The organism is Pseudomonas sp. H9 (genome assembly GCF_004353925.1).
Classification (GTDB): domain Bacteria; phylum Pseudomonadota; class Gammaproteobacteria; order Pseudomonadales; family Pseudomonadaceae; genus Aquipseudomonas.
Map to the genome: position 1 here is coordinate 120,681 of NZ_SMOK01000024.1, position 22,524 is coordinate 143,204.

17 protein-coding genes are annotated in these 22,524 nt (G+C 57.2%); 9 read left to right on the plus strand and 8 right to left on the minus strand.

Annotated elements, in window-relative coordinates:
• Positions 1-519: 519 nt before the first annotated feature.
• The 5 genes from E1573_RS19090 (at position 520) to E1573_RS19110 (ending at position 6,948) form a co-directional block, all read left to right on the plus strand.
• Complete coding sequence (locus tag E1573_RS19090) at positions 520-1,491, plus strand: quinone oxidoreductase (RefSeq protein WP_133216129.1); 972 nt, start codon at positions 520-522, stop codon at positions 1,489-1,491.
• Positions 1,492-1,536: 45 nt separating this feature from the next.
• A complete protein-coding gene (locus E1573_RS19095) occupies positions 1,537-2,385 on the plus strand; it encodes a TauD/TfdA family dioxygenase (protein WP_133216130.1) in 849 nt (282 codons plus the stop codon).
• A 61-nt stretch (positions 2,386-2,446) separates the two neighbouring features.
• The gene (locus E1573_RS19100; RefSeq protein ID WP_133216131.1) at positions 2,447-3,481 is read left to right on the plus strand and encodes a 3-keto-5-aminohexanoate cleavage protein; all 1,035 of its coding nucleotides are present in this window, start codon (positions 2,447-2,449) and stop codon (positions 3,479-3,481) included.
• Between the two features lie 104 nt (positions 3,482-3,585).
• On the plus strand, positions 3,586-4,881 hold the full coding sequence (locus tag E1573_RS19105) for an MFS transporter (protein ID WP_133216132.1): 1,296 nt from the start codon (positions 3,586-3,588) through the stop codon (positions 4,879-4,881).
• A gap of 99 nt (positions 4,882-4,980) precedes the next feature.
• Complete coding sequence (locus tag E1573_RS19110) at positions 4,981-6,948, plus strand: acetoacetate--CoA ligase (protein WP_133216133.1); 1,968 nt, start codon at positions 4,981-4,983, stop codon at positions 6,946-6,948.
• A 50-nt stretch (positions 6,949-6,998) separates the two neighbouring features.
• Here the strand turns inward: E1573_RS19110 and E1573_RS19115 are convergent, their stop codons facing one another.
• Positions 6,999-8,009 (minus strand): AraC family transcriptional regulator, encoded by a 1,011-nt coding sequence (locus E1573_RS19115; protein ID WP_133216134.1) that lies wholly within the window; start codon positions 8,007-8,009, stop codon positions 6,999-7,001.
• Between the two features lie 370 nt (positions 8,010-8,379).
• On the opposite strand from E1573_RS19115, the gene E1573_RS19120 reads away from it, so the two are divergent.
• Complete coding sequence (locus tag E1573_RS19120) at positions 8,380-10,023, plus strand: fatty acid--CoA ligase (RefSeq protein WP_133216135.1); 1,644 nt, start codon at positions 8,380-8,382, stop codon at positions 10,021-10,023.
• A 411-nt stretch (positions 10,024-10,434) separates the two neighbouring features.
• On the opposite strand, the gene E1573_RS19130 is transcribed toward E1573_RS19120, so the two are convergent.
• On the minus strand, positions 10,435-11,769 hold the full coding sequence (locus E1573_RS19130) for a DUF1329 domain-containing protein (RefSeq protein WP_256659580.1): 1,335 nt from the start codon (positions 11,767-11,769) through the stop codon (positions 10,435-10,437).
• A 14-nt stretch (positions 11,770-11,783) separates the two neighbouring features.
• A complete protein-coding gene (locus E1573_RS19135) occupies positions 11,784-13,592 on the minus strand; it encodes a DUF1302 domain-containing protein (protein WP_133216138.1) in 1,809 nt (602 codons plus the stop codon).
• A gap of 467 nt (positions 13,593-14,059) precedes the next feature.
• Between E1573_RS19135 and E1573_RS19140 the strand changes: the two genes are divergently transcribed.
• Positions 14,060-14,377 carry a 3-phosphoglycerate kinase gene (locus E1573_RS19140; RefSeq protein ID WP_133216139.1) on the plus strand — a complete coding sequence of 106 codons (318 nt, stop codon included), beginning with the start codon at positions 14,060-14,062 and terminating at the stop codon, positions 14,375-14,377.
• Positions 14,378-14,480: 103 nt separating this feature from the next.
• On the opposite strand, the gene E1573_RS19145 is transcribed toward E1573_RS19140, so the two are convergent.
• Positions 14,481-15,491 carry a hypothetical protein gene (locus tag E1573_RS19145; RefSeq protein ID WP_133216140.1) on the minus strand — a complete coding sequence of 337 codons (1,011 nt, stop codon included), beginning with the start codon at positions 15,489-15,491 and terminating at the stop codon, positions 14,481-14,483.
• A gap of 188 nt (positions 15,492-15,679) precedes the next feature.
• Here E1573_RS19145 and E1573_RS19150 point away from each other — a divergent pair, with 188 nt between their 5' ends.
• Entirely contained in the window at positions 15,680-17,050 is a 1,371-nt protein-coding gene (locus E1573_RS19150) for an oligosaccharide flippase family protein (protein WP_133216141.1), read from the plus strand.
• Positions 17,051-17,110: 60 nt separating this feature from the next.
• Complete coding sequence (locus tag E1573_RS19155) at positions 17,111-17,563, plus strand: anti-virulence regulator CigR family protein (RefSeq protein ID WP_133216142.1); 453 nt, start codon at positions 17,111-17,113, stop codon at positions 17,561-17,563.
• Between the two features lie 412 nt (positions 17,564-17,975).
• On the opposite strand, the gene E1573_RS19160 is transcribed toward E1573_RS19155, so the two are convergent.
• From E1573_RS19160 to E1573_RS19175, 4 genes are all read right to left on the minus strand, one after another.
• Positions 17,976-18,218: a helix-hairpin-helix domain-containing protein gene (locus E1573_RS19160; protein WP_133216143.1), complete on the minus strand. Its 243-nt coding sequence runs from the start codon at positions 18,216-18,218 to the stop codon at positions 17,976-17,978.
• Positions 18,219-18,312: 94 nt separating this feature from the next.
• Entirely contained in the window at positions 18,313-20,808 is a 2,496-nt protein-coding gene (locus E1573_RS19165; protein WP_133216144.1) for a TonB-dependent receptor, read from the minus strand.
• 87 nt (positions 20,809-20,895) lie between these two features.
• Complete coding sequence (locus E1573_RS19170; protein ID WP_133216145.1) at positions 20,896-21,864, minus strand: FecR domain-containing protein; 969 nt, start codon at positions 21,862-21,864, stop codon at positions 20,896-20,898.
• Complete coding sequence (locus E1573_RS19175) at positions 21,846-22,364, minus strand: sigma-70 family RNA polymerase sigma factor (RefSeq protein WP_133216146.1); 519 nt, start codon at positions 22,362-22,364, stop codon at positions 21,846-21,848. The genes E1573_RS19170 and E1573_RS19175 overlap by 19 nt, the downstream gene beginning before the upstream one ends.
• Positions 22,365-22,524 lie beyond the last annotated feature (160 nt).

Here is a 22,524-nt window from a genome sequence, read left to right on the forward strand (position 1 = left end):
TGGCCTCGGTGTGCCTCTTTCTCCTTGAGACTGCTGCAGCGCAATAGCTCTCCACGCCCGCTAAGCAGACTGTAGAATCGTGAGAAATTTATTAGTGAATCTAAGGAGTTAGGGTGAGAGGCCTGGAGAAATTCGTATCGCTGCGGTTCTTGCTGACAGTGGTGTTTATTGCGTTGGGCGCCTTCCTTCACGAAGCGGGTCATGTTGGCTTCTCGGGGATGCTAATCATCATGATGCTGCCGAACATCGTCTTCATAATCATCAGGGTCAGAAATCGGAACCAAGCGCGGTAAGCGTAATGAGTTGTAGCAGAATCAGGTAGGTTGAAGCGGGGATTTTCATGAACGTGACCCAATGCGCCAGATTCTGCGATTCAACATTGTTCTTCGCTTTGTGGCGCAGCTTGTCATGAAGTGGATAGCCTCAGTCATGAGATGTACATAACCCGCGCTCGAACATTCGTATATTCCAGTCTAAAGGGCTGTAGCCCTCCAAGAACACTCAGACTGGAGAAACAACATGGCCAAAGCTGTTCGCTTCTACGAAACCGGCGGACCTGAAGTACTTCGCTATGAAGACGTCGACGTCGGTGAGCCAGGCCCAGGGCAGGCGCGCGTCCGGCACAGTTACATCGCAGTCAATTTCATCGATATCTATCACCGCACCGGCTATTACCCGGCACAGTTGCCGGGCGGCCTGGGGTCGGACGCAGTTGGCGTTGTCGAAGCGGTGGGGCCGGATGTTACCGATATCAAAGTCGGCGATCGCGTCGGTTATTTGATGGGGCCGCAGGGCGCCTATGCCGACGTGCGGGTGATGCCTGCCGCAGTGTTGATTCCGCTGCCTGATGGGATCTCGGATCGCACCGCGTCGACGCTCATCATGAAAGGCCTGACCGCTCAGTATCTGTTCCGTCAAGTCTATCCGTTGAAAGGTGGCGAGACAATTCTCTATCACGCAGCAGCCGGAGGGGTGGGGCTGATCGCCTGTCAGTGGGCGCGTGCACTTGGGGTCACGATGATTGGTACCGTCAGCACTGACGAAAAGGCGGAAATCGCTAAGGCTAACGGTTGCACGCATACGATCGTGACTTCCCGTGAAAACATCGCGGAGCGGGTGCGCGAGTTGACGGACGGGCAGGGTGTACCGGTCGTCTATGACTCTGTTGGCAAGGATACCCTGCAGGCATCGTTGGACAGCCTGCAAGTGCGCGGCACCTTCGTCAGCAATGGAACGAGTTCCGGCCCGGTCAATGTCGATGCTTTGACGCTTGCGCTCAAAGGCTCCATTTGGTTCACGCGTCCGGCGATGGTGCACTACATCCAGCCTCGCTCCCACATGCTCAGCATGGCCAAGGAATTGTTCGATCTGGTGCTTGCCGGGAAGATTTCGGGTGAGCCGAAACAGTTGTTTGCGCTTGCAGAGGCCGCTGACGCACATCGCATGCTGGAGTCACGCAAGACAATCGGGGCGACTGTCCTGGTTCCGTAAAGTCACAGCGCCTAACTCCAAAAACGACGCAGGAGACTTTGCGATATGCACATCAAACCACAAACCTGCGCGTTAGGCGCCGAACTGGTGGGTGTAAAGCTCGTAGATGCCATTCACGATGACCAATTGTTCGCCGAAATTCGCGCGGCAATGCTCAAGTATCGTGTGCTTTTTCTAAGGGATCAGGTGATCAGCAGCGCTGAGCATGTGGCGTTTGCCCAGCGATTCGGTGAGCTCGAAGATCACCCGGTCGCGGGCAGTGACCCGGAACATCAAGGCCTGGTTCGTATTTACAAAACACCGGATCAACAGCCGGACCGCTACGAGAATGCATGGCACTCCGACGCCACGTGGAGGGAGGCACCGCCATTCGGTGCGGTGTTGAGGTGTGTTGAATGCCCGCCAGTTGGGGGCGATACGATGTGGGCAAACATGGTGCTGGCTTATGAAAACCTACCTGCCTACATCAAAGAAAAGATTGCCGGCTTACGGGCTCGCCACAGTATCGAAGCCACCTTTGGTGCATCGATGCCAATGGAAAAGCGCCTGGCACTCAAAGCGAAGTTCCCGGACGCAGAGCATCCGGTGGTGCGAACGCATCCGCAAACCGGAGAGAAGGTGTTGTACGTCAATGTATTCACTACGCACTTCACCAACTTCCACACCGCCGAACATGTCCGCTATGGGCAAGACGCCAACCCTGGTGCCGGAGAGTTGCTGCGCTACCTGATCAGTCAGGCATGCATCCCGGAGTATCAGGTTCGCTGGCGCTGGGAACCCAACAGTGTCGCGATCTGGGACAACAGCGCCACTCAACATTACGCAGTAATGGATTATCCGGCGTGCCATCGAAAGATGGATCGTGCCGGGATCATAGGCAATAAGACTTTTTAAATGTTTCTTCCTGTCGACTGACAAAAATACTAAATCCAACAATATGTCCTCGGAGATACCTATGAATTTCATAGACGGCTCGCTGTACCCCGAAAATCAGGAAAAACTGGTCATCACCGTTGCTCCTTACGGCCCCCAGTTCGAAGTCGATGATTTTCCGGAAGACATTCCGGTCACCATGGACGAGCAAGTCCAGAAAGCTGTCGACTGCTATGAGGCCGGTGCCACCGTGCTGCACCTGCATGTACGTGAACTCGACGGCAAGGGCTCTAAACGCCTGTCCAAGTTCAACGAGCTGATTGCCGGGGTACGAGAAGCCGTACCGGATATGATCATTCAGGTAGGGGGCTCGATTTCATTTGCGCCGGAGTCGGATGGCGAAATCGCCAAATGGCTGTCTGACGACACGCGCCACATGTTGGCTGAACTGACGCCGAAGCCGGATCAGGTCACTCTGGCCATCAACTCGAACCAATTCAACATTATTGAGGCGCTGTCCGAAGATGATGTCGCTGGCACCTCATTCGCCGATCCGTTAAAGCAGATTGCCTACCGTGAAATGACTATTCCGGCAGGGCCCGGTTGGGTTGAAGAGCACGTAAAACGTTTGACTGCGAACGGCATCCAGGTGCAGTTCCAGATGGGCAACATCAACTCGTTGGAAACGGTGGAGCGCATGATGCGCCGCGGTGTGTGCAACGTTCCGCTGATTTTGACCTGGATTCCCATCGGCGGTGGTGCGGATGCCATGACGCCTTACAACATGACGAACTTTTTACGCGCAGTGCCCGACGGTGCAGTGCTCACGTTCGAGGGCCAGATGAACAACGTGCTGCCGCTCAACATGATGGCCATCGCGATGGGACTGCATGTGCGTTGTGGCATTGAAGATACGATCTGGACGCCTGATCGTTCGCGCAAGATGAGCAGCGTGGAGCAGGTCGAGCAACTGGTGCGAATTGCCAATGAATGCGCTCGGCCCGTTGCCAATGGCAAAGAAGCACGGGAAATCTACAAGATCGGTACGTTCTACAAGGATGCGGACGAAACGCTGGCCGCGAACGGTTTCGCACCGAATCGCAAGCCTCGACACTAACAGCGCGGCATTAACCTGACGTCAGTCTACCCATGGCGGGGGCGTAGCACGCCCTTTGCCATCAAAACCAATAACAACAAGACGCATCGACTCGAGGACCTGCCATGGCTTTTCATCACGCTGCCGTCGGTGATAGCGCGGACGTCTCCACCAGCGTCCCCCGTACGTTTGCCTGGGTCGTGTTCGCACTGACCTTTGGCTTGCTGATTTCTGATTACATGTCGCGCCAGGTGCTCAACGCGGTTTTCCCACTGCTCAAGGTCGAATGGGCGCTGAGTGACGCACAGTTGGGGATGCTCAGTAGCATCGTCTCGGTGATGGTTGGCGTACTGACTATCCCCTTGTCGTTACTCGCAGATCGCTGGGGGCGCATCAAAAGTCTGGTGTTGATGGCCATGTTCTGGAGCCTGGCGACGCTGGGCTGTGCAATCGCGGAAAGCTTCAACCAGATGTTTGTCGCACGCTTTCTGGTAGGTGCTGGTGAGGCTGCCTACGGCAGTGTCGGCATTGCCGTGGTGCTATCCGTTTTCCCCAAACACATGCGTGCGTCTCTTTCGGGCGCGTTCATGGCCGGCACTATGTTCGGCTCTGTGTTGGGTATGGCGCTGGGCGGCATCATCGCGGCACACCTGGGCTGGCGCAGCGCATTTGCCAGCATGGCGGTGTTTGGCCTGTGTCTGGCCGTGCTGTATCCGATCGTAGTGCGTGAAGGGCGCATCGGTGCGCAGCAGAAGGTCTCGACGGCATCAGCCAAGCGCCCACTGGCTACGCTGTTTGCCAGTCGCTCCGTGATCTGCGCCTACGTTGGCAACGGGCTTCAGCTTTTCATCGTGGGCTCGGTGCTTGCCTGGTTTCCGAGCTATTTGAATCGCTACTACCACATGAACACCGACAAGGCCGGGATGTTATCCGCCTTGATTGTTCTGATTGGCGGCGGCGGAATGATTCTTTGCGGCATATTGAGTGATCGTCTGTGCCGCAATGCACCCGACCGAAAGATCTCCCTGGCCATCACGTACTGCCTGATCAGCGGTTTTTTACTGGCAACTGCGTTCCGTTTGCCGCCCGGCATTGGGCAGCTCACCCTGGTCTGCCTGGGGATGCTGGTTGCCAGCGGCACCTGTGGGCCGGCCGGTGCCATGGTGGCTAACTTGACTCACCCTTCGGTGCATGCCACGGCATTTGCGGTGCTGGCACTGGCCAACAATATCCTGGGCCTGGCACCTGGCCCGCTGGTCACGGGCATGCTCGCGGATGCCCTGGCATTGGACCACGCCTTTCAGATTATCCCGCTGATGGCCATCGCATCCGCTCTGGTGTTTTGGTACGGCAAGCGTCACTACCACCGTGATATCGGAAAATCGGGACTGCCCGACACAGCTACCGCAGGCGTGGCGTGAACATGACGCTTATGCCCAGACGTCGCCAGCGTTGACCTTGCACCGACTTTTTTTCGGCCGCATCGCTCCGGCCCTCAGCCTGTATCGAGAGAAATTGATATGAACGAGAATCCCGTTTTTCAGCCTTCCCCTGAGAGAATTGCCAACACGCGTCTCAGCGCTTTCATGCAGTTCGTGAAGTCGCGTACTGGGCATGAATTCATCGACTATGACGCACTCTGGCGTTGGTCTGTCCAAGATATAGAGCAGTTCTGGCCACTGGTTTGGGCATTTTGTGGCGGCGTCGGCGAGCTGGGCGAAGTAGTGTTGGAGCAGGCCGAACGGATGCCCGGAGCGCATTGGTTTCCGAATGCTCGATTGAATTATGCACAATCGCTGCTTGCGCGCCGCGACGACACTGATGCATTGGTATTCTGGGGTGAAGACAAGGTCCAGGTGCGACTGTCCAGAGGTCAGCTCTACGAGCAGGTGTCACGCTTTCGCCAAGGTCTGCAAGCATTGGGGATCGGCCAGGGCGATCGGGTTGCTGCGGTTATGCCGAACATGCCTGAAACTTTGGTGGCCATGTTAGCGACCACCTCGTTGGGTGCTGTCTGGTCCTCCGCCTCACCTGATTTTGGTGTTCAAGGCGTTCTGGATCGATTCGGGCAAATCGAACCCAAGCTACTGCTGTGTGCTGATGGCTATTGGTACAACGGCAAACGTATCGATTGCATGGAGAAAAACGCACAGGTAGTGGCGCAGTTGCCTAGCCTCCTGTGCACCGTGGTAGTGCCCTATGTGGGCGAAAGTCTGGACGTGACCAATGTTGCTGGCGGTGTGGGTTACGCTGACTTTATCAAGCCCTATGCTACAGCCGAGATTGCGTTCGTTCAGGTGCCTTTCGATCATCCGTTGTTTATCTTGTTTTCCTCGGGAACCACTGGCGCACCTAAATGTATTGTTCATGGTCACGGCGGCTCCTTGTTGCAACACCTCAAAGAACACCAGTTACACACCGATGTGCAACCGGGTGATCGATTGTTCTACTTCAGCACGTGCAGCTGGATGATGTGGAACTGGCTGGTTTCCGCCTTGGCGTCCGGAGCTACGGTACTGCTCTACGACGGCTCGCCGTTCCTTGCCGGGCAAGATGGCCGCCCTGGCAGTATTCTTTTCGACTACGTCGATGCGGAAGGGATGACTCACTTCGGTACATCGGCCAAGTTTATCGATGCACTGCTCAAGCAGGGGCTATCACCGCGCAGTAGCCATTCTCTTGCGACCTTACGGAGCGTTTTGTCGACAGGTAGCCCATTGGCGCCGGAAGGCTTCGAGTATGTCTATCGCGAGATCAAAAGTGATGTTCATCTGTCTTCGGTCGCCGGGGGGACGGACATTCTTTCCGGTTTCGTTGTAGGCGTTCCAATACAGCCGGTGTATCGCGGGGAAATCCAGCGGGCAGGTTTGGGTATGGCGGTGGCTGTATTTGATGAGCAAGGCAAGTCTGTCCGGGAAACCAAAGGTGAGCTGGTGTGCACACGACCGTTCCCATGCATGCCCGTCGGGTTCTGGAATGACCAGGACGGTTCGCGCTATCACGCAGCCTATTTCGCCCGCTTCCCGAACATCTGGTGTCATGGAGATTTTGCCGAGATCAACAGTCGTGGCGGATTTGTAATCTATGGACGCTCCGACGCCACGTTAAATCCTGGAGGGGTGCGCATCGGGACTGCGGAGATTTACCGGCAAGTTGAGCTATTGCCGGAAATTGTCGAGTCTTTGGTAATCGGACAAGAATGGGCGGGCGATACGCGCGTGGTGCTGTTCGTGAAGCTACGGGAAGGGGATCAACTAGATGATGCGTTAGTGGAGCGGGTCAAAAAACAGGTCCGCGACAACACTACGCCGCGCCACGTTCCCGCAAAAGTTCTGCAGGTTGTGGATATTCCCCGGACCAAGAGCGGCAAGATCGTCGAACTAGCGGTTCGTAACGTCGTGCAGGGTGAGCCGGTGAAAAATGTCGAGGCGCTCGCTAACCCTGAAGCATTGGCTTACTTTCGCGATAGGAGCGAGTTAGCCGTCTGAGTAACTGCATCATGGGGCTTGCCTGTTGGGAGGTGGCCCCATGATGTCTGTTATTCAGGGTTGTTGAACCGTTGACGGCGCCAGGTCGACGGTGCCACACCGAACTGTGCCGTAAACCAACGGGTGAAAGAGCTGGGCGTTGAGTAACCCAGCAGCCCTGCGACCTGGCTCAGCGAATAGCGTGGGTTCTCCATGTACCGGTGCAACAGGTCTTGCTGAACCTGGTCATGCAATTCGGAAAAACTGACGCCACTGTCTTCCAGACGCCGTTGTAAGGTGCGCACATTCATGCCGAGGGATTGGGCTACCTGCCTGATCGTGGCGCGATCCAGGGGCAACAGCAGGTAAATGGCCTGGCGTACTTCGTTCAGCGTCGAGCCTTTGCTTACCCCAGGCAATGTTTCGAGAAACTCCCGTGCATAATCCGCCATCACCGGGTCTGCAGTGGGGTTGGCCGTATTCAGGTCCGACACCAGGCAGACAATGCCGTTGAACTGGCCGTTGAATTCAACGTTGCATCCGAACACACGGCGGTGAACATTCAGGTCTTTTGGCGCGGTGTGAGTGAAGCTGACGCGCAACGGGCGCCAGCTCGTGCCCAGCAGAGCACCGCATAGCCGATGCAGCACGCCGATTGCCAGCTCGATACTTTGGCGTTTTGGGGTGGAGGGGTCGATGATGATCTCCTCGCGGATTATCACGATCTTGTCCGTCTCAGTGATTTCCATTGCCAGGGATTCATTGAGCAGATGTCGATATTGCCCAATGGTGTTCAAGGCATCGCGCAAGGTTGGCTGATGGGTAAGCAACAGGCTGATTGCACCAAAATTGGAAAGCTGTCGCGACTCGGCCATACGCAGGCCAAAGGTTTCACAGCCGCTGGCTTTTGCGGTCGCCTCCAGCAGCATTGCTACCACTGTCATGGGAATACGCAGCTCTCGACTCTTTAACATCGACACGCTGAGTGCGAACTCATTGAGCAGCTGATGGGGGTTAATGCCCAATTGTGTGCACAGTTCAAGGTAATTCGTCAGCGCAGCGGTACGAGCCATCAGGGCCATTGAAATTGCCTCGTTATTGTTATGTTCACCTGCATGCACTGTGCAATGCAGGCGCGATGGGGGCGGAGAAATGCTGAACGAGTACTCCATCTCGGCCCATTTATAGAGGGTTGAGCAGGAAATGAAAACCGCGTGGCAGGCATCCCCCATCCGTGGGTTTGCAAATCTATCCTGTCTCGATTCAGGACGGTGCTGTTTTTGTTATCTGTCATCAAAAGGCTAGCATTTGACGCTGATTGAACAGCGCAGCGAGCAGGCAAATCCTACTTTTCATTTCCACGGCTTGAGGTGCATTCGGCTTCCGTACCGGCGATCTGTCGGCAGGGGGCGTTGAGCCGACGTCTCAGTGACAGGAGTGGAAAGTAACACCATGCTGACAACAAAAATAATCAAGCCATCGCCAGACGCGTATGCCTATCCGTTATTGATCAAGCGCTTGCTGCTTTCAGGAGAAAGGTACGAGCCGGAGCAGGAAATTGTTTATGCGGACAAACTGCGTTACAGCTACCGGACGTTGAATGCGCGAATCCAGCGTTTGGCCAATGCCCTGACGGCAGCCGGCGTCAAAGCAGGCGATACCGTAGCGGTGCTGGATTGGGACAGTCATCGTTATCTGGAATGCTTTTTTGCTGTGCCGATGATTGGTGCAGTTTTACACACCGTGAACATCCGCCTGTCTGCGGACCAAGTGCGTTACACAATGAACCACGCAGAGGATGATCTGGTGTTGGTTCATGACGATTTCCTCCCGCTGATTGAGCAGATTCATGAGGAGCTATTGACCGTCAAAGGGTACATCCAGCTCACCGACGACGAAGCCGCTGCAACGGTTTTACCGGTGGTGGGAGAGTATGAGCATCTGTTGGCCCGAAGCAGTGACCATTACGCGTTTCCTGATTTTGACGAAAACTCGGTGGCGACTCTTTTCTACACGACAGGTACAACCGGGAACCCAAAAGGGGTGTACTTCTCGCATCGCCAATTGGTACTGCATACGTTGAGTGCCGTCGGCACTTTAGGTGCCTTTCAAGGTCAGCCACTGCTGCGTTCCGATGACGTCTATATGCCCATCACGCCCATGTTTCACGTGCATGCCTGGGGTGTGCCATACGTGGCGACTCTGATGGGGGTCAAACAGGTTTATCCCGGCCGCTATGAGGCTAATCGCCTGGTCAGGCTGTTTCGCGATGAGAAGGTCACATTTTCCCATTGTGTGCCAACGATCCTGCAAATGATTATGGGATGCGAGGAGGCTCTCCAGACTGACTTCTCGGGTTGGAAAATGCTGCTGGGGGGCAGTTCCCTCACAATGGGCGTTGCGCAGCAAGCGAACAACCTTGGTATTTGCGTGCACAGCGCCTATGGGATGTCTGAGACCTGTCCGTTACTTTGCACAACCTACCTGCATGCGGGAGAGCTTGAACAGCCCACGCAAACTCAGCTCGCCAGCCGTATCAAGACCGGGATGCCTATTGCGATGGTGGATCTGAAAATCATCGACGCGAACGGTCAAGACGTTCCGCATGATGGTGAATCGCTGGGCGAAATCGTGGTGCGGACACCATGGCTGACACAGGGCTACTTCAAGGACCAGGAAATGGGTGCAGCCCTTTGGCACAACGGATGGCTGCACACCGGTGATGTAGCTTCGATTGATTCGCGTGGGGTGGTGGAAATCAAGGATCGCATCAAAGATGTGATCAAGACAGGAGGGGAGTGGGTCAGCTCGTTGGAGCTGGAGAGTTTGATCAGCGAACATCCTGCTGTCAGTGCGGTTGCAGTCGTTGGCATCGCCGATGCGCAATGGGGAGAGCGTCCCATGGCGTTGGTGGTATGCGTACCTGGCAAGCACCTCGACCCAGCTCATCTTGAAATTCATCTACAGCAGTTTGTTAAGTCCGGCCGTATCAACAGATGGGCAATCCCTAGGCAGTTTAAGTTCGTGACAGAGATTCCAAAAACCAGCGTAGGCAAAATCAACAAAAAGCTGATCCGAGAATGTGAGTCGAACTAACTTCCCACGTCAGGCAGCCCACCTCAGCATTACCATCGGCGTGGGCATGCCCGCCAATCACGTTTCAGCAAATAGTGCGTGGTTGCAGTGAAGTGGGTGATATGCTTCGCCGCTTACCAAACAGGGAACGTGGTAATGCGCGAAGGGTTGGAAAAATTTCGAGAGTGGCTAACACCGCGTCGGCGATTGTGGGCAGGGACAGGTTTGTTCGCAACTGTTCTGGTCGTGCCGTTGATTAGCCCAGGAACGAGCGTGAGCTTCCTTGTTGGGCCGGCAAGTGTACTTTTCTTCAACGCCTTTATGCCTGCGTATACCAAGCGATAAAGCAGGTGTTGGCCCGCGCATCGGCACCCGTTCTCTTGGGATCGTTCCAAAAGGGGGCTTTCGCCCCCTTTTTTCACATCATCTGGATTATTTACCCAAGCGCTTGAGCTGTGCCGGGGTGAACTCTGCTTTGGACATCTGCTCGCCCCAGACCCACTTCGGGCTGTGGTTGGTCATGTTGTTCACTGCATAGCGCCCAGATAGTAGGTCGAAGGTGCCTTCGGTGGCGTAGAACGGCAATTCGACGTCGTGGAACTGGGCCAGGTAGTTCTCCTGCATGCGCCACAGTTCTCCGCGCGAGTCGTAGATGTCGGTGCTCAGGATCGACCAGGAATCCTCGTCGATGTAGAAGCGGCGTTTGGCGTAGACATGGCGCTGGCCTTCCTTGAGAGTGGCTTCGACCACCCAGACGCGGTGCTTCTCGTAGCGGGGCAGGTCGCTGTTCAAGTGGCCGACCTTGAGCAGGTCGTCATAGCTGAGCTTTTTGTCCATCAGCTTGTAAGAGTTGTAGGGCACCAGCCTTTCCTGCTTACCGATCAGCTTCCAGTTGTAGCGATCGGGCGCGCCGTTGTAACCGTCGAGGCTGTCGGAAACCACTTGGCCGAAGGTGTAGCGGGCGCTGCTGTCATAGGCAACGGTGGGGGCTCGGCGTACGCGACGCTGGCCGGGAATGTATTGCCAGGCATTACGCGCCTCGGTCACCTGGTTGATCGGCTCGTGGGCCAGGGTCACCTCTCCGGCGTAGCGCGACGGGCTGAGGGTGCGCGAGTAGGTCATGAACAGGATGTTCGAGTCTGGCTCAAGGTCTGTGAGGTTTTCCCGGAAGGCCGCCTGGCTGTCGTAGTCGACGATGGTGTAGGTGCCGTTTTCTTGCACGGTGGCCGAAGAGAATTTGCGATTGCTGATGGAACCGCCACGGAAGCGGGCGATGTGGTTCCACATGACCTCCAGCGCTTGGGTCGGCATCGGGAAGGGGATGCCGTAGGCGTAGTTCAACAGGCCATTGCCCTTTTCGGCCAGTTCAGTCTTGGTTACGTTTTCCCGCGCCTGGTCCAGGTACTTTTGCGGAATCCGCGCAGTGCGGTGTGTCGGGTAGACGTTCATCTTGTAGTCCGGGAACCGGCTGAACATGGCCAGCTGGCCCTCGGTAAGCTGGGCTTTGTATTGCGCCAGGTTACTTTTATCGATGGTGAACAGCGGCTTCTCGCCGGCGAACGGATCAACATAGTTGCCATTGGCTTCAATCGGCGCCGCGCCTTTTTTCAAGCCGCCAGTCCAGGCCGGAATACTGCCGTCGGCGTTGCCGGCCATCTCGCCTCCCATGGGGTTGAGTTGGCTACCCAGTTTGCTGAGGTCGGTGTCCTTGGCCTGAACCAGGGTGCAAGCGGTAACGAGGGCAATAGCGAGGGACAGTTTCTTCATAGTGCTGTGCATGATCAGAAGCTCGCTTTGAGGGTGACGGAGGCGAAATCGCGGTCATCGATGGTGGAGAAGTCGTTGCTGCCGAAGTTTTCGTTGTAAGCCAACTCCAGGGAGTAGTCGTTGCGGTAGTCGAAGGTCAGGCTGAGGCCGACAGACTGCTGGCCTTCCTGGAAGTTTGGGCCGTAGCCTTTGACGTCGTGGCGCCAGGCCACCGCCGGAGTGACGGTGGTCGCAGGCAGCAAGCCTTCGTAAGCCAGCGACAGACGTGCCCGATAACCCCAGGAGAAGTGATCGACCAGGCCCTTGGTGTTGCAGTTGTCGGCGTTGTAGGCGATCACTTCGTCTGGGCTCAAACCGCCGTTGCCAACGCGGCCTGGGGCGGGAACCCCGACGCAGGTGCTGCCGTCGGTCGGTGGCGTACGACCGAAGGCACCGGCTCGGCCGAAACGCTGGCCGTTGATGTCTTCGACCCAGTTGGCACCGGCTTCTGCGGCCCAGGCAAAGCGGGCAGCGCCGAGCACGTTGGACACGGTGTCAGTAGCACCCAGGCTCAGTTGCCAGACCGGCAGCCGGTCGTAGCCCTGAAACAGCACACCAGCGGGAATACCGCCCTCGGGGGTGGTGGAGCTGTTGTTGGCGCGGGTCAGGGTGGCGATGGTGTCGTTGCCGTTGAACGCGATCGGCTGATTGGGGCGGTAGCTCAGTTCGCCAAACACCGCCGTGGTGCCAAGCACACTGCTCAGGCTCAGGCCGAACATGCGGATGTCTTCGGGGTAGGCGGTGAAGTAGCTGGCCTGGTTGAGCAACGTAGCCGCTGTGGTACCGGTGGTGGTGATGCCGTTCACCACGGGTGTGCGGCTATGGTAGTTGGCGTAGTAAACACCGATGTCGGTGCTGTTCCACTCTTCGATCACATAATGCATGGCCAGGCCATATTGGCCGGTGTCGCTGGCCCAGTCGGTGCTGGTGCGCGGCACGAAACCGCCGGCGGCGATGTTCTGCTCGGTGGTACCGCGGCCACTGATCAAAGTGCGGAACTGGCAGCCTTCCTGGGTGTTGTCTCCGGAGCTGAAGAAGGTGCCGCAGCCATCAAGCACCGAGGGGCGGAAGTTGTACTGCCAGAAGCCCTCGACGCTCAACGCGTCGGTGAGGTCGAAGTTGAGGCTGACCATCTCCACCGGCAATTGGCCTTCCTTGAGCTCCACACCGGGGCGGTTGAAGGCGGAAACGTCCAGCGGGTTGATGGTGTTGATGCCGTTCTGCATAAATAGCGCCTCGCCCCAGCTCAGCACTTGCTTGCCGACCTTGGCGCCCAGTTTGTGGCCCTGAATGTCGAAGTCCTTCCAGAGGTACGCGTCGAGTGCCTCGAATCCCTTGTACTTGGCCAAGTCTTGCCAACCGGAGTCGTCGAACTTGCGAAAATCGCCGTTGTGGGTCTCCAGGTAGTGGTCATACCAGTATTTCAGGCGCAGGAAGGCGCCCTGGCTGCCATCGTTCAGATCCAGATCGGTGAGTCCCTTGAACACCGTGGAGATGGTATCGCCCTCGTCAAAGTTGAGCCTGCCGTCATCGCCGTTGTAGTTGATGCCGCTGCCAGACTTGCCAATGCTGAGGGCGTCGGCCTTGGTGACCAGACCCTTGTCAGCATCTTCCAGTGCCCAACTGGTGCCGAGGCTGAGGGTGGTGTTGACGGCGAAGTTCCATTGCTCGCCGATCTGGAAGGAAGCAGCCTGCAGCGGTTGACTGCTGGCAAGTGCGACGGCTGCGGCCAACAGGGCCGGACGCAGTCGTTGAGGTGTGCTCGTGGGTAGCGCGTATTTCATGCTGTGGATCACCTGTTGTTTTTGTATTTGGTGAGCGATCGTGTCGCTGTCGTTGGCACAAAGTGCGGCTGGTATGCCGCATACGCTGGCAGGTGGTGCTAGCCAGGGCAGCTAAATCCTAAGCAGTCCAAACCCAGCAACGAAAGCAAGAACGGTCGTCATTTCGCGCCAATGCGCCCAAGGGCCCGGAACTGCATTCGCGCGCACCAGTGAGCAGGGGCCTGTTGCTGCACACCTTTGATCGACAGCGGCCCACGTTGCGCACGGCCTATGCGAAGAGGTTGGCAAAGGGGGGGCTGCAAATGTCGGAGGATATGCTGAGTAGCCTCGGCGGTAGGAGCTGGCTTGCCCCGCGACTGCGGTGTACCAGACACATCACATCGCGAGCTAATCAAAAGTGCCGCTTGTCCGTCCACAAACCGGTGCGCAGGGCTGTTGATAGAATGGAAAGCCCGTCGGAGACGATCATGAAAGGTCTCCTTTGTATCCTGCTCGCTTCACTGCCGCTGACAGCGGTATCGCTCGATTACCCAGTGGATGTTGAACAGAACCTTGCCGGCACCCAACTGACCTACGCCACCCAGGACTATGGCTCCGGCGTTAGCGGCGTTCGGGTGAAGAACAGCGGCCAGCAGGCCGCTAAGTGCACGGCGCTGTTCAATACCGGTTCAGAACAGCTTCGTGTGCGCCGAACGGTCGATCCCGGTGAGGAAACGACGCTCGCCACTCGCTACCATTCGCCGATTGTCAGGTTGCAGCTGAAGTTGAGCTGTGTGTCTGTCTGAACGTTGCAGCCGTCAACGTGAGGGATAACGGCCAGACAAAGCACCGGCGCCATTGCGACGCTGGTGCTTTTGTTGCCGTAATGCTACCCGGCCCCCTTTAACGTCACTGGGCATTCCCAGACCTTGAGCGGATCGTTGACCGATCATAGAGCCGATATTGCAGTCCGCGCGCGATTCGCAGGGCTTTTGCAACGAGCTTGTCGGTGCTCCTGGAATTGGATTCATTCTTGTCATGCATCGCAAAATAGCGTGTCAGCCAGTTCGCGAATTCAGGGCGCTCGGCATTGAGTCTCTGCAAAAATGCCTCGCGATAGGGCTGCTCCATGGATCGGGAGTAGTGAACGATGGAAGACTTATTCATGGCGGGCGCGGCAGAGGGGCCGGTGATCAAACCTTGAAATACCATGTTGTGCTCATCAGGCGTCAGTTCGCGCCACTTCAGACCAAGGCGGGCGACAATGGGGCTTAGAATAACTTGGTCTGCTGTAAAAAATTGCCCTTCAGGCGTTGCCAACTTACTGCGAAGCAGCGTTGAGAAGGCTGAGTAATAAGCATCGGCGAAACCGATTCCTCGTCTCCACGAGAACAAACCTGAATTAAAGTAAGCCAATTGTTCTGCGCACCGACCCTCAGTGGCGAGCCATGGTAAATCGTCCAATGACGTGCCGAGCACCTGGCATACATCGCGCCAATAAGGTTCAAAGTGAGCGTCGCCTTTGAGCATTGCCGGAGGTAACCATTCGCGTCGGGCAATGAACTGCTCTTCGCCCTTGAGCACCAGTGAGTTCGGCGCGCTCAGTACGAAAATATCGCTGTCTATCCAGGCAATCGTCTCGGTGCGAGCCATGCGTTCGGCGGTTTGAACGGCAACAACCTTGTTTGCGTAGTTGAGCCATGGATGCGGGTTTTCTCCCTCTTTCGCTTCGACGAACTCAACGCCCAGCCTTTCAAAAGCGCGAAGCGTCGATGGCGCGAGCGAAGGGCCTCGCCGTCCTTTGACTGCCAGCACGCGCGAAGAGGAGAGGTCGCCGCCAAATGTCCGCAGCGACTCGATCATTAGCAGTGTTTGTTGCTCAAGGCGGCCGTATTCGACGCAACATACAAAAGTCATCATAGTGGCATTTGCTCTTCAGGCTTCCACTTGGCTATCAGGTCAAGCAAAGCGTAGCAGCAAAAAAATGGAGGAGCGGGCCGTACATTTTTGCAGCAGAAACGCTCTTTCCATGTGCTGGAATGAAGAAGGCTAACCGTAATGCAGATTGAGACTATAGTAACCTCTTAAATCAGGTCAGAGAGGGTGCTATGCCTTCGATTGAGTTGTCGTCACCGCAGAGCCTGCGCAAGCGGGTGATCGGGGCAGGGGTGTTGAATATCGGGGGTATTCTGGTCTCCCAGATCATCCGACTGGGTGGCAATCTGATCGTTACCCGCCTGTTGGTGCCGGAAATGTTCGGTGTGATGGCCATCGCCACCACGGTTTCGGTACTGCTGCTGCTGTTGTCTGATGTCGGCCTGCGGCAAAACATTATTCAGAGCCCACGGGGCGACGACCCGCTGTTTCTCAATACCCTGTGGTCTGTGCAGATCATTCGCGGGTTTATCCTGTTTTTCCTGATGCAACTGCTGGCGCTGGCTAGTTGGTTCACGCAGTACATTGAACTGTGGCCGGCTCACTCCACCTATGCCGCCCCAGAGCTGCCGCTGGTGCTGGCTATCACCGGTTTTTTTGCGATTTTCAATGGCTTTCAGTCGACCAAGGTCGATGTGGCCATCCGGGCATTCCAACAGAAACGCGTGGTCCTTGCGGAGCTGATTACGCAGTTGTTTGGCCTGGTGCTGATGCTGGTGGCGGGCTATTTCACACGTTCCATTTGGGCGTTGGTGGCGTCGGGCCTGTTCAGTACCCTGGTTTTCACCATTCTTAGTCATGTGATGTTCCAGGGCCCCAACAACCGCCTGCAATGGGACCCGGCGGCATTGCGCGAAATGCTCAACTATGGCCGCTGGATCCTGCTGTCATCGGCAGTGGGCGTACTGGCTATGCAGGGTGACCGGATCTGGTTTGGCGGCAGTATGTCGGTGGTGGAGCTGGGGGTGTATTCCATCGCCGTGAGCATGCTGGGGACGTTTCAGTCGAGCTTGCAGCGGCTGGCGGGGGCTGTTGTGCTGCCAGCCTTCAGTGAAGCGACCCGAGCGGATGACAAAGTGCGTTTACGCACGCTGTACTACAACTTCAGGCTCATCTTCGACGTACTTTCGTTGCTCACTTGTGGCTTCTTGCTAACCGCCAGCCCCTTGATCATCGGTTGGTTGTACGACGCACGCTATGCCGGTGCGGGCAACATGATGGCGATCCTTTCGCTGTCGTTCTTTACCTTGCGCTATTCCCTGGCGCATCAGGTCTGGTTGGCCCTCGGACTGACCAAATACGTGGCGATGGATAACATTATCCGGGTTGTCTCGTTGTTCACCCTGATGCCGTTGCTGTTGGCGATCGGTGGTGTGACCTATGCGCTCTGGGGGGTTGCCTTGCATACTTACACGACGCTCTTCCTGATTTTCAAGGTCAATCGCCAACTGGGGCTTGTGGACTGGAAACGTGAATTGGTTGTGCTGCCAGCGCTGGGGGTCGGTGCCTGGATCGGGGTGTTGATCACCAAGCTGTTTGCCTGAGAGAGATTTCTTTTCTCTGCTGTCTACATTGCAGCACATCCCCTTTCTGAGAGAACGCAAATGATCAGATTCAAATCGTTAATAGCTGCGCTTACCAGCCTTGCACTTGTTACGGGATCAGCCGCTACATTGGCTGATCCGGGCAATGGCAATGGCAACGGCAAAGGTAATTCGCAGAAAGCTCAAGCGCACGGTGGCCAGGAAAAAGGCAAGAATTCGGGCCGAAGTGACTGGAGTCACGGACCTGATGTTGACCGTGGCAGTGTTCTAAGTGTGTTGTCGAGCTACCGAGACTATTGGAGCCCAGGGGCTGCACTGCCTCCCGGGATTCAGAAAAACCTGGCCCGAGGAAAGCCACTGCCACCGGGCATTGCCAAGAAGCTGGATGGACGGCTGATAGGGCATCTGCCGCGCTACGATGGCTATGAGTGGCAGCAGGTCGGGACGGATTTGATCCTTGTCGCTATCGCTACGGGGATCATTTACGAAGTGCTGAGTGGGGCGTTGGATTAAGCGAGGGTAATAGGTGCTCCGCCGAGCTCACTCAAAGCTCCTGATTTTTGGTTCTTCACGGATTGTCCGTAGCTTCAAGCTTCAAGCTTCAAGCTTCAAGCTTCAAGCTTCAAGCTTCAAGCTTCAAGCTTTGACGCCGCAGTCTGCGACTTCAGTAGGCTGAGTGGAGGTATTGCCTAGTGAGGTGACGGGCCGGATGCAAGAGCCAGCGGCTTTGCTTACTTCCCCCCAAGAGGAAAGTAAGCCACCGTAAAGGCGGAAGGGGCTAGCGGGGCCGCCATACCCAACCATTCCCACGAAGATATCCTCGGTGGATGAGCCTGGTGGGAGCGGGCTTGCCCCGCGATAGCGATCTGTCAGTCACACCGCAATCGCGGGGCAAGCCCGCTCCCACTGCAGGGCGCAGGCGGCGTCAACCGCCTGCTTTGCTTTTGGCAAGCTCGACCGCCGCGCTGATCGCCGCTCGGGCTTGTGGGCTGTTTTTCCAGCAGGTAGACCCTAACGCAGCGGCTGCTTGAGCCAGGATGTCATTGACATTCGCTTTGCCAAGCTCAGCCAGCGATTCAATACCCATCTGCTCAAGCCGGGTTATGACGGTTGGGCCTACGCCTTTGAGTTCAAGCAGTGCAGTGCGTTCCTGCGGTGGAAATGGCATCGTTGAATTCCTTTTCTGGCCAATACACCTGTGCAAGGTTGCCTCAACTTGGCAGGCACCTCAACACAGGTGCTATGCGCCCACCTGAGGCTCTTCAGAACTTACTACGCACGGTCAGCATAAAGTTGCGCGGGTCGCCATAAAAGTTGTTGTACGCCGAGGTACCCACCGTCGAGTAGTACTTTTTGTCAAACAGGTTGTTGGCATTGACCGTGGCCGACCAGTTTTTGTCGATCTGGTAGTCCAGGCTCGCGCTCCAGACGGTGTAGCCCGACTGCAGGAACTTGTAGTTCACAGGGTCGCCGTCGAACTTGCCGGTGTTGGGGTTGAACGGTGATACCGTGCCTTGCTTGGAGGTTGCACTCTGGCTGATGGCACCCAGGCCAACTTTCCAGTCGTGCATCTCGCCAGGCAGTTGGTAGGTACCCCAGACTTTGATCAGGTGCTTAGGGGTGACCCCTTCGAAGGTGCTACGGCCTTCTTCGGCGTTCTTGGCTTCGAGACGGTTGTAGGTGTAACCGGCCATCAACTGCAAGCCGGTGGCAACTTCGCCGCTGACCTCGGCATCGAAACCCTTGCTCACCACTTGGCCGGCATTGAAGTAGCAGCACGTGGCTTCGCTACCAACCGGGCCGGTACCGAGTTCGTCATAGACGGCGTTGTTTTCCTGTTCGATGCGGTAGACCGCGAACGAGGTGTTCAGACGGCCATCCAGCAATTGGCCCTTGAGGCCGATTTCATAGTTCTTCGAAGTGGCAGGGTCGAGCTGCACGCCGTCGGTGTCGGTGAAACCCGCTTGCGGGGTGAAGGTTTCGGCGTAGCTGGTGTAGGCAGTCCAGGCGTTGTTGAGGTCGTAGGTCAGGCCGGCATAGGGGGTGAATACACCGCGCTTGTGCTCGGTAGATGGGCGCGACGACGGGGCGTTGGCGAAGTCCTGCTTGTTCTGGTAGCTGTAGTCGGAAAGGCGGCCGCCAAGGATCAATTTCAGCTCCTCGGTCAAGGCCAGGCGGGTCATGCCGTAGGCTGAACGGCGGATCTCGGGCAGATCCTGACGTTTGGTCGGCGTGCTGCCCTGATCTTCCGGTGGGTTGCGGTCGCTCAGGTCAAGCGGGATTCCCTGGATCCGGCCAGTGCGCTGTATGACGGTGCCAACGGTGTGGGTGTAGTCGACACCCAAGAGCACATCGTGGCGTAAGCCGAATGCGTCAAAACCCCCTGTGAGATAGCTATTAGCGGTTTTACGCACGCTGCCGCCCTTGTTCGGGAACTGGTGCCAGGTCGGGCCGCTGCCCGTGAGCGGATCAACACCGCCGAAGAAGTACAGGCCGGCGGAATCACGGTCGATATCGACGTAGTTCAGGTCGGTGGTCAGCGACCAGTCGGCATTGAAGTTGTGCTCCAGCTTGGTGTACAGCTGGGTGGTCTTTTCCTGCACCGTGTTCCAGTCGGCGGTGTAGGCAGTGTGTCGCGGCAGTTTCAGGTCGTCGCCATTGGTGTAGCGAGGTAGACCGGCGAAGTAGGGTACGCCGTCGTTGTCCTGGTAGCTGCCGCCGAAGGTCAGGGTCGTGTCGGCGGCCAGGTCGAACTCCAGCGAGCCATAGGTCAGGGCGTTCTGGGTATCTACGTAGTCGAGGAACGACTTGCTGTCCTGATAGGCCATACCCAGGCGCCCGCGGATGTCGCCGCTCTCGACCAGTGCGCCGGTCAGGTCAAACTCGCTGCGGTAGTTGTCCCAGCTGCCGGCCGAGGCGGAGAAGGCCAGCTGGTTTTCCCGCAGGGCGCGTTTGCGTACCAGGTTGATGGTGCCACCGGGATCACCGGTGCTGGAGTACAGGCCATCGACACCGCGCAGAAATTCGACACGATCGTATTGGGCCATGTCGAGTTGGCTCAGCGAACCATAGCCGGCAATCGAGGTGGTCAACGGAGCACCGCCATCGATGGTGGTGTTGGAGACGGCGAAGCCGCGTGAGAAGAAGTTGCTCTCGTTACCCATGGCCGCCTGGGAGATTCCGCCTTTTTGCAGCGACACACCGGTCATCTTGCTCATGACATCGGTCAGGTTGTTGAGGTTCTGATCTTCGATACGCTGGCGAGTGATGACCGAAACCGAATGCGGCACCTCACGCAACGAGGTCGCCACTTTGCTGCCAACCGTTGCGGCGCTGACGGCGTAACCCTTGGCATCTGTTTGCAGGCTCTGACTCTGAATGGTGGTGGCACCCAACTCCACCGACCCTGCGTTGAGCTTGCTGGAGATCAATAGGTACACATTGTTGCTCTGACGTACGGCCTGCAATCCACTGCCGGCCAGTAGCACTGCGAAACCCTGATCGACACTGTAGGTGCCTTGCAACCCTGGCGAACGTAGCCCTTGGGTGCTGGCGCCATCGAACGACAAGGCCACCCCGGAACGGCTGGCGAACTGACTCAGGGTTTCGGTCAAGGTCCCGGCGGCGATGGTGTAGGCGCGGGTCTGGCTGCTGCTGACCTGCTCGGCGAACGCGACTCCAGGCCAGGCGATGGCCGTACCGAATGAGAGGTGCACTGTCAGGGCCAATGCGGTGTGCGCCCGTTGTTTACTGCTCATGTTTCCCTTCCCCAAACCGTTCGGTTGATCAGATGGAAGGGAGAGCCGATTGAGCCTGCGCAAAAGTGCACATCCAGGTAAAAAAAATCATTCGCGTTTTGCAACGGTCACCCAGTAGCGGCTGCGGCGATGCACGTTGAGCGGGAAAGCGCTTTGCAACGCTGTCAGTGCCAAGTCGGTATCGGTGATCGGAAAGGCGCCGGAAATCTTCAGGGCTGCGACGGCTGGGTCGCAGTGCAAAAAGCCGGGACGATAGCGCGACAGTTGAGCGAGCAGGGTGTCCAGACGCTGGTTGATGGCGATCAGGCTGCCATCCTGCCAGGCGCCCACCGAGGCATCGTTACTGTGGACAGGGCCGATGCCCGTTGCCCCGACAGCCACCCGTTGGCCCGCCTCCAGGCGCACGGGCTGTGCTGCGCCAGCCGACACCTGCACGGCTTTTTCCAGTACAGCCACTTCGCTGCTGTCGTCATCAACGCTGACGATGAAGCGGGTGCCCAGCGCCAAAGCCCGACCAAAACGGGTGTCGACCATAAACGGGCGGGCAGCAGGGTCGGCGGCGGTGCTGATTGCCAGTTGGCCACGACGCAACACCAGCAGGCGTTGCTGCGCGTCAAAGTACACATCCACAGCGCTATCGGTGTCGAGCATCAGTTGGCTGCCGTCGGCCAGCGTCAGGTTACGGCGTTCACCTACGGCAGTACGGTGGGTGGCCGTCCACACTTGACGCACTTCACTGCGCCAGCCCAGGGTCGCAAGGGTGCCACCACCCAGCAGCACCGCCAGGCTATAGAGCACCTGCCGACGCGAACGTCCGGCGCCCAACAGTGTCGAGGAAGCCAACTGTCGGGGCAGGTGCCCGAGGGTATTACTCACGGCCTGCATGCGTTGCCAGGCCTGTTGGTGCAGGGGGTCGCTGTCGTACCAGCGCTGCCATTGTGCTTGATCGTCGTTGCTGGCAGTGCCTGAAGACAACTGTGCGTACCACCGGGCGGCGGTACGGATGGCCTCGCGTTGCGCAGGTGTGGGCGAAAGGCTCACTCGTTCAGTTCCCATTGCAACAGGCAGATATGCTCCATGGCTTTGGCCATGTGATTGTTGACCGTGCGCAGGGAAATGCCGAGCTGCTGGGCGATCTGTGGGTAGGTCAGGCCGTCGAGTTGCGACAAGATGAAAACCTGACGCACCCGGGCGCCGAGCCCGCTGAGCAGGCGGTCCAGCTCGACCAGAGTTTCGAACAGCAGTGCCTGGGATTCGGCACTGGGGACATGGGCAGCAGGCAAGCTGGCCAGCGCTTCAAGGTAGGCCTGTTCCAGTGAGCGACGGCGAAACAGGTCGATCATCAGGCCCTTGGCGACGGTCGTCAGATAGACACGGGGTTCGCGGATTTCCAACGCATTGCGCGCCTTGATGATCTTGACGAAGGTGTCCTGTACCAGGTCGGCGGCATCGCAGTGATTGGCCATGCGTTTGCGTAACCAGCCGCGCAGCCATGAGCTGTGTTCAGCGTAAAGGTCGCCGACAGCGGCGGGCAGGGCAGAGGACTCGGCCGGCATGATGCAAAGCTCAAATGGGAATTGATCGCATTATTGTTTATTCATGACGGCCTTGGCAACGGGTAAGGTAAGCGGCCAGCGGCGCTGTTACTGCCGTTGGCTATTTTGTTTAGACACAACTGTTCTCGTGGGCGGCCGCAAAACAACTAGCCTGATTGGA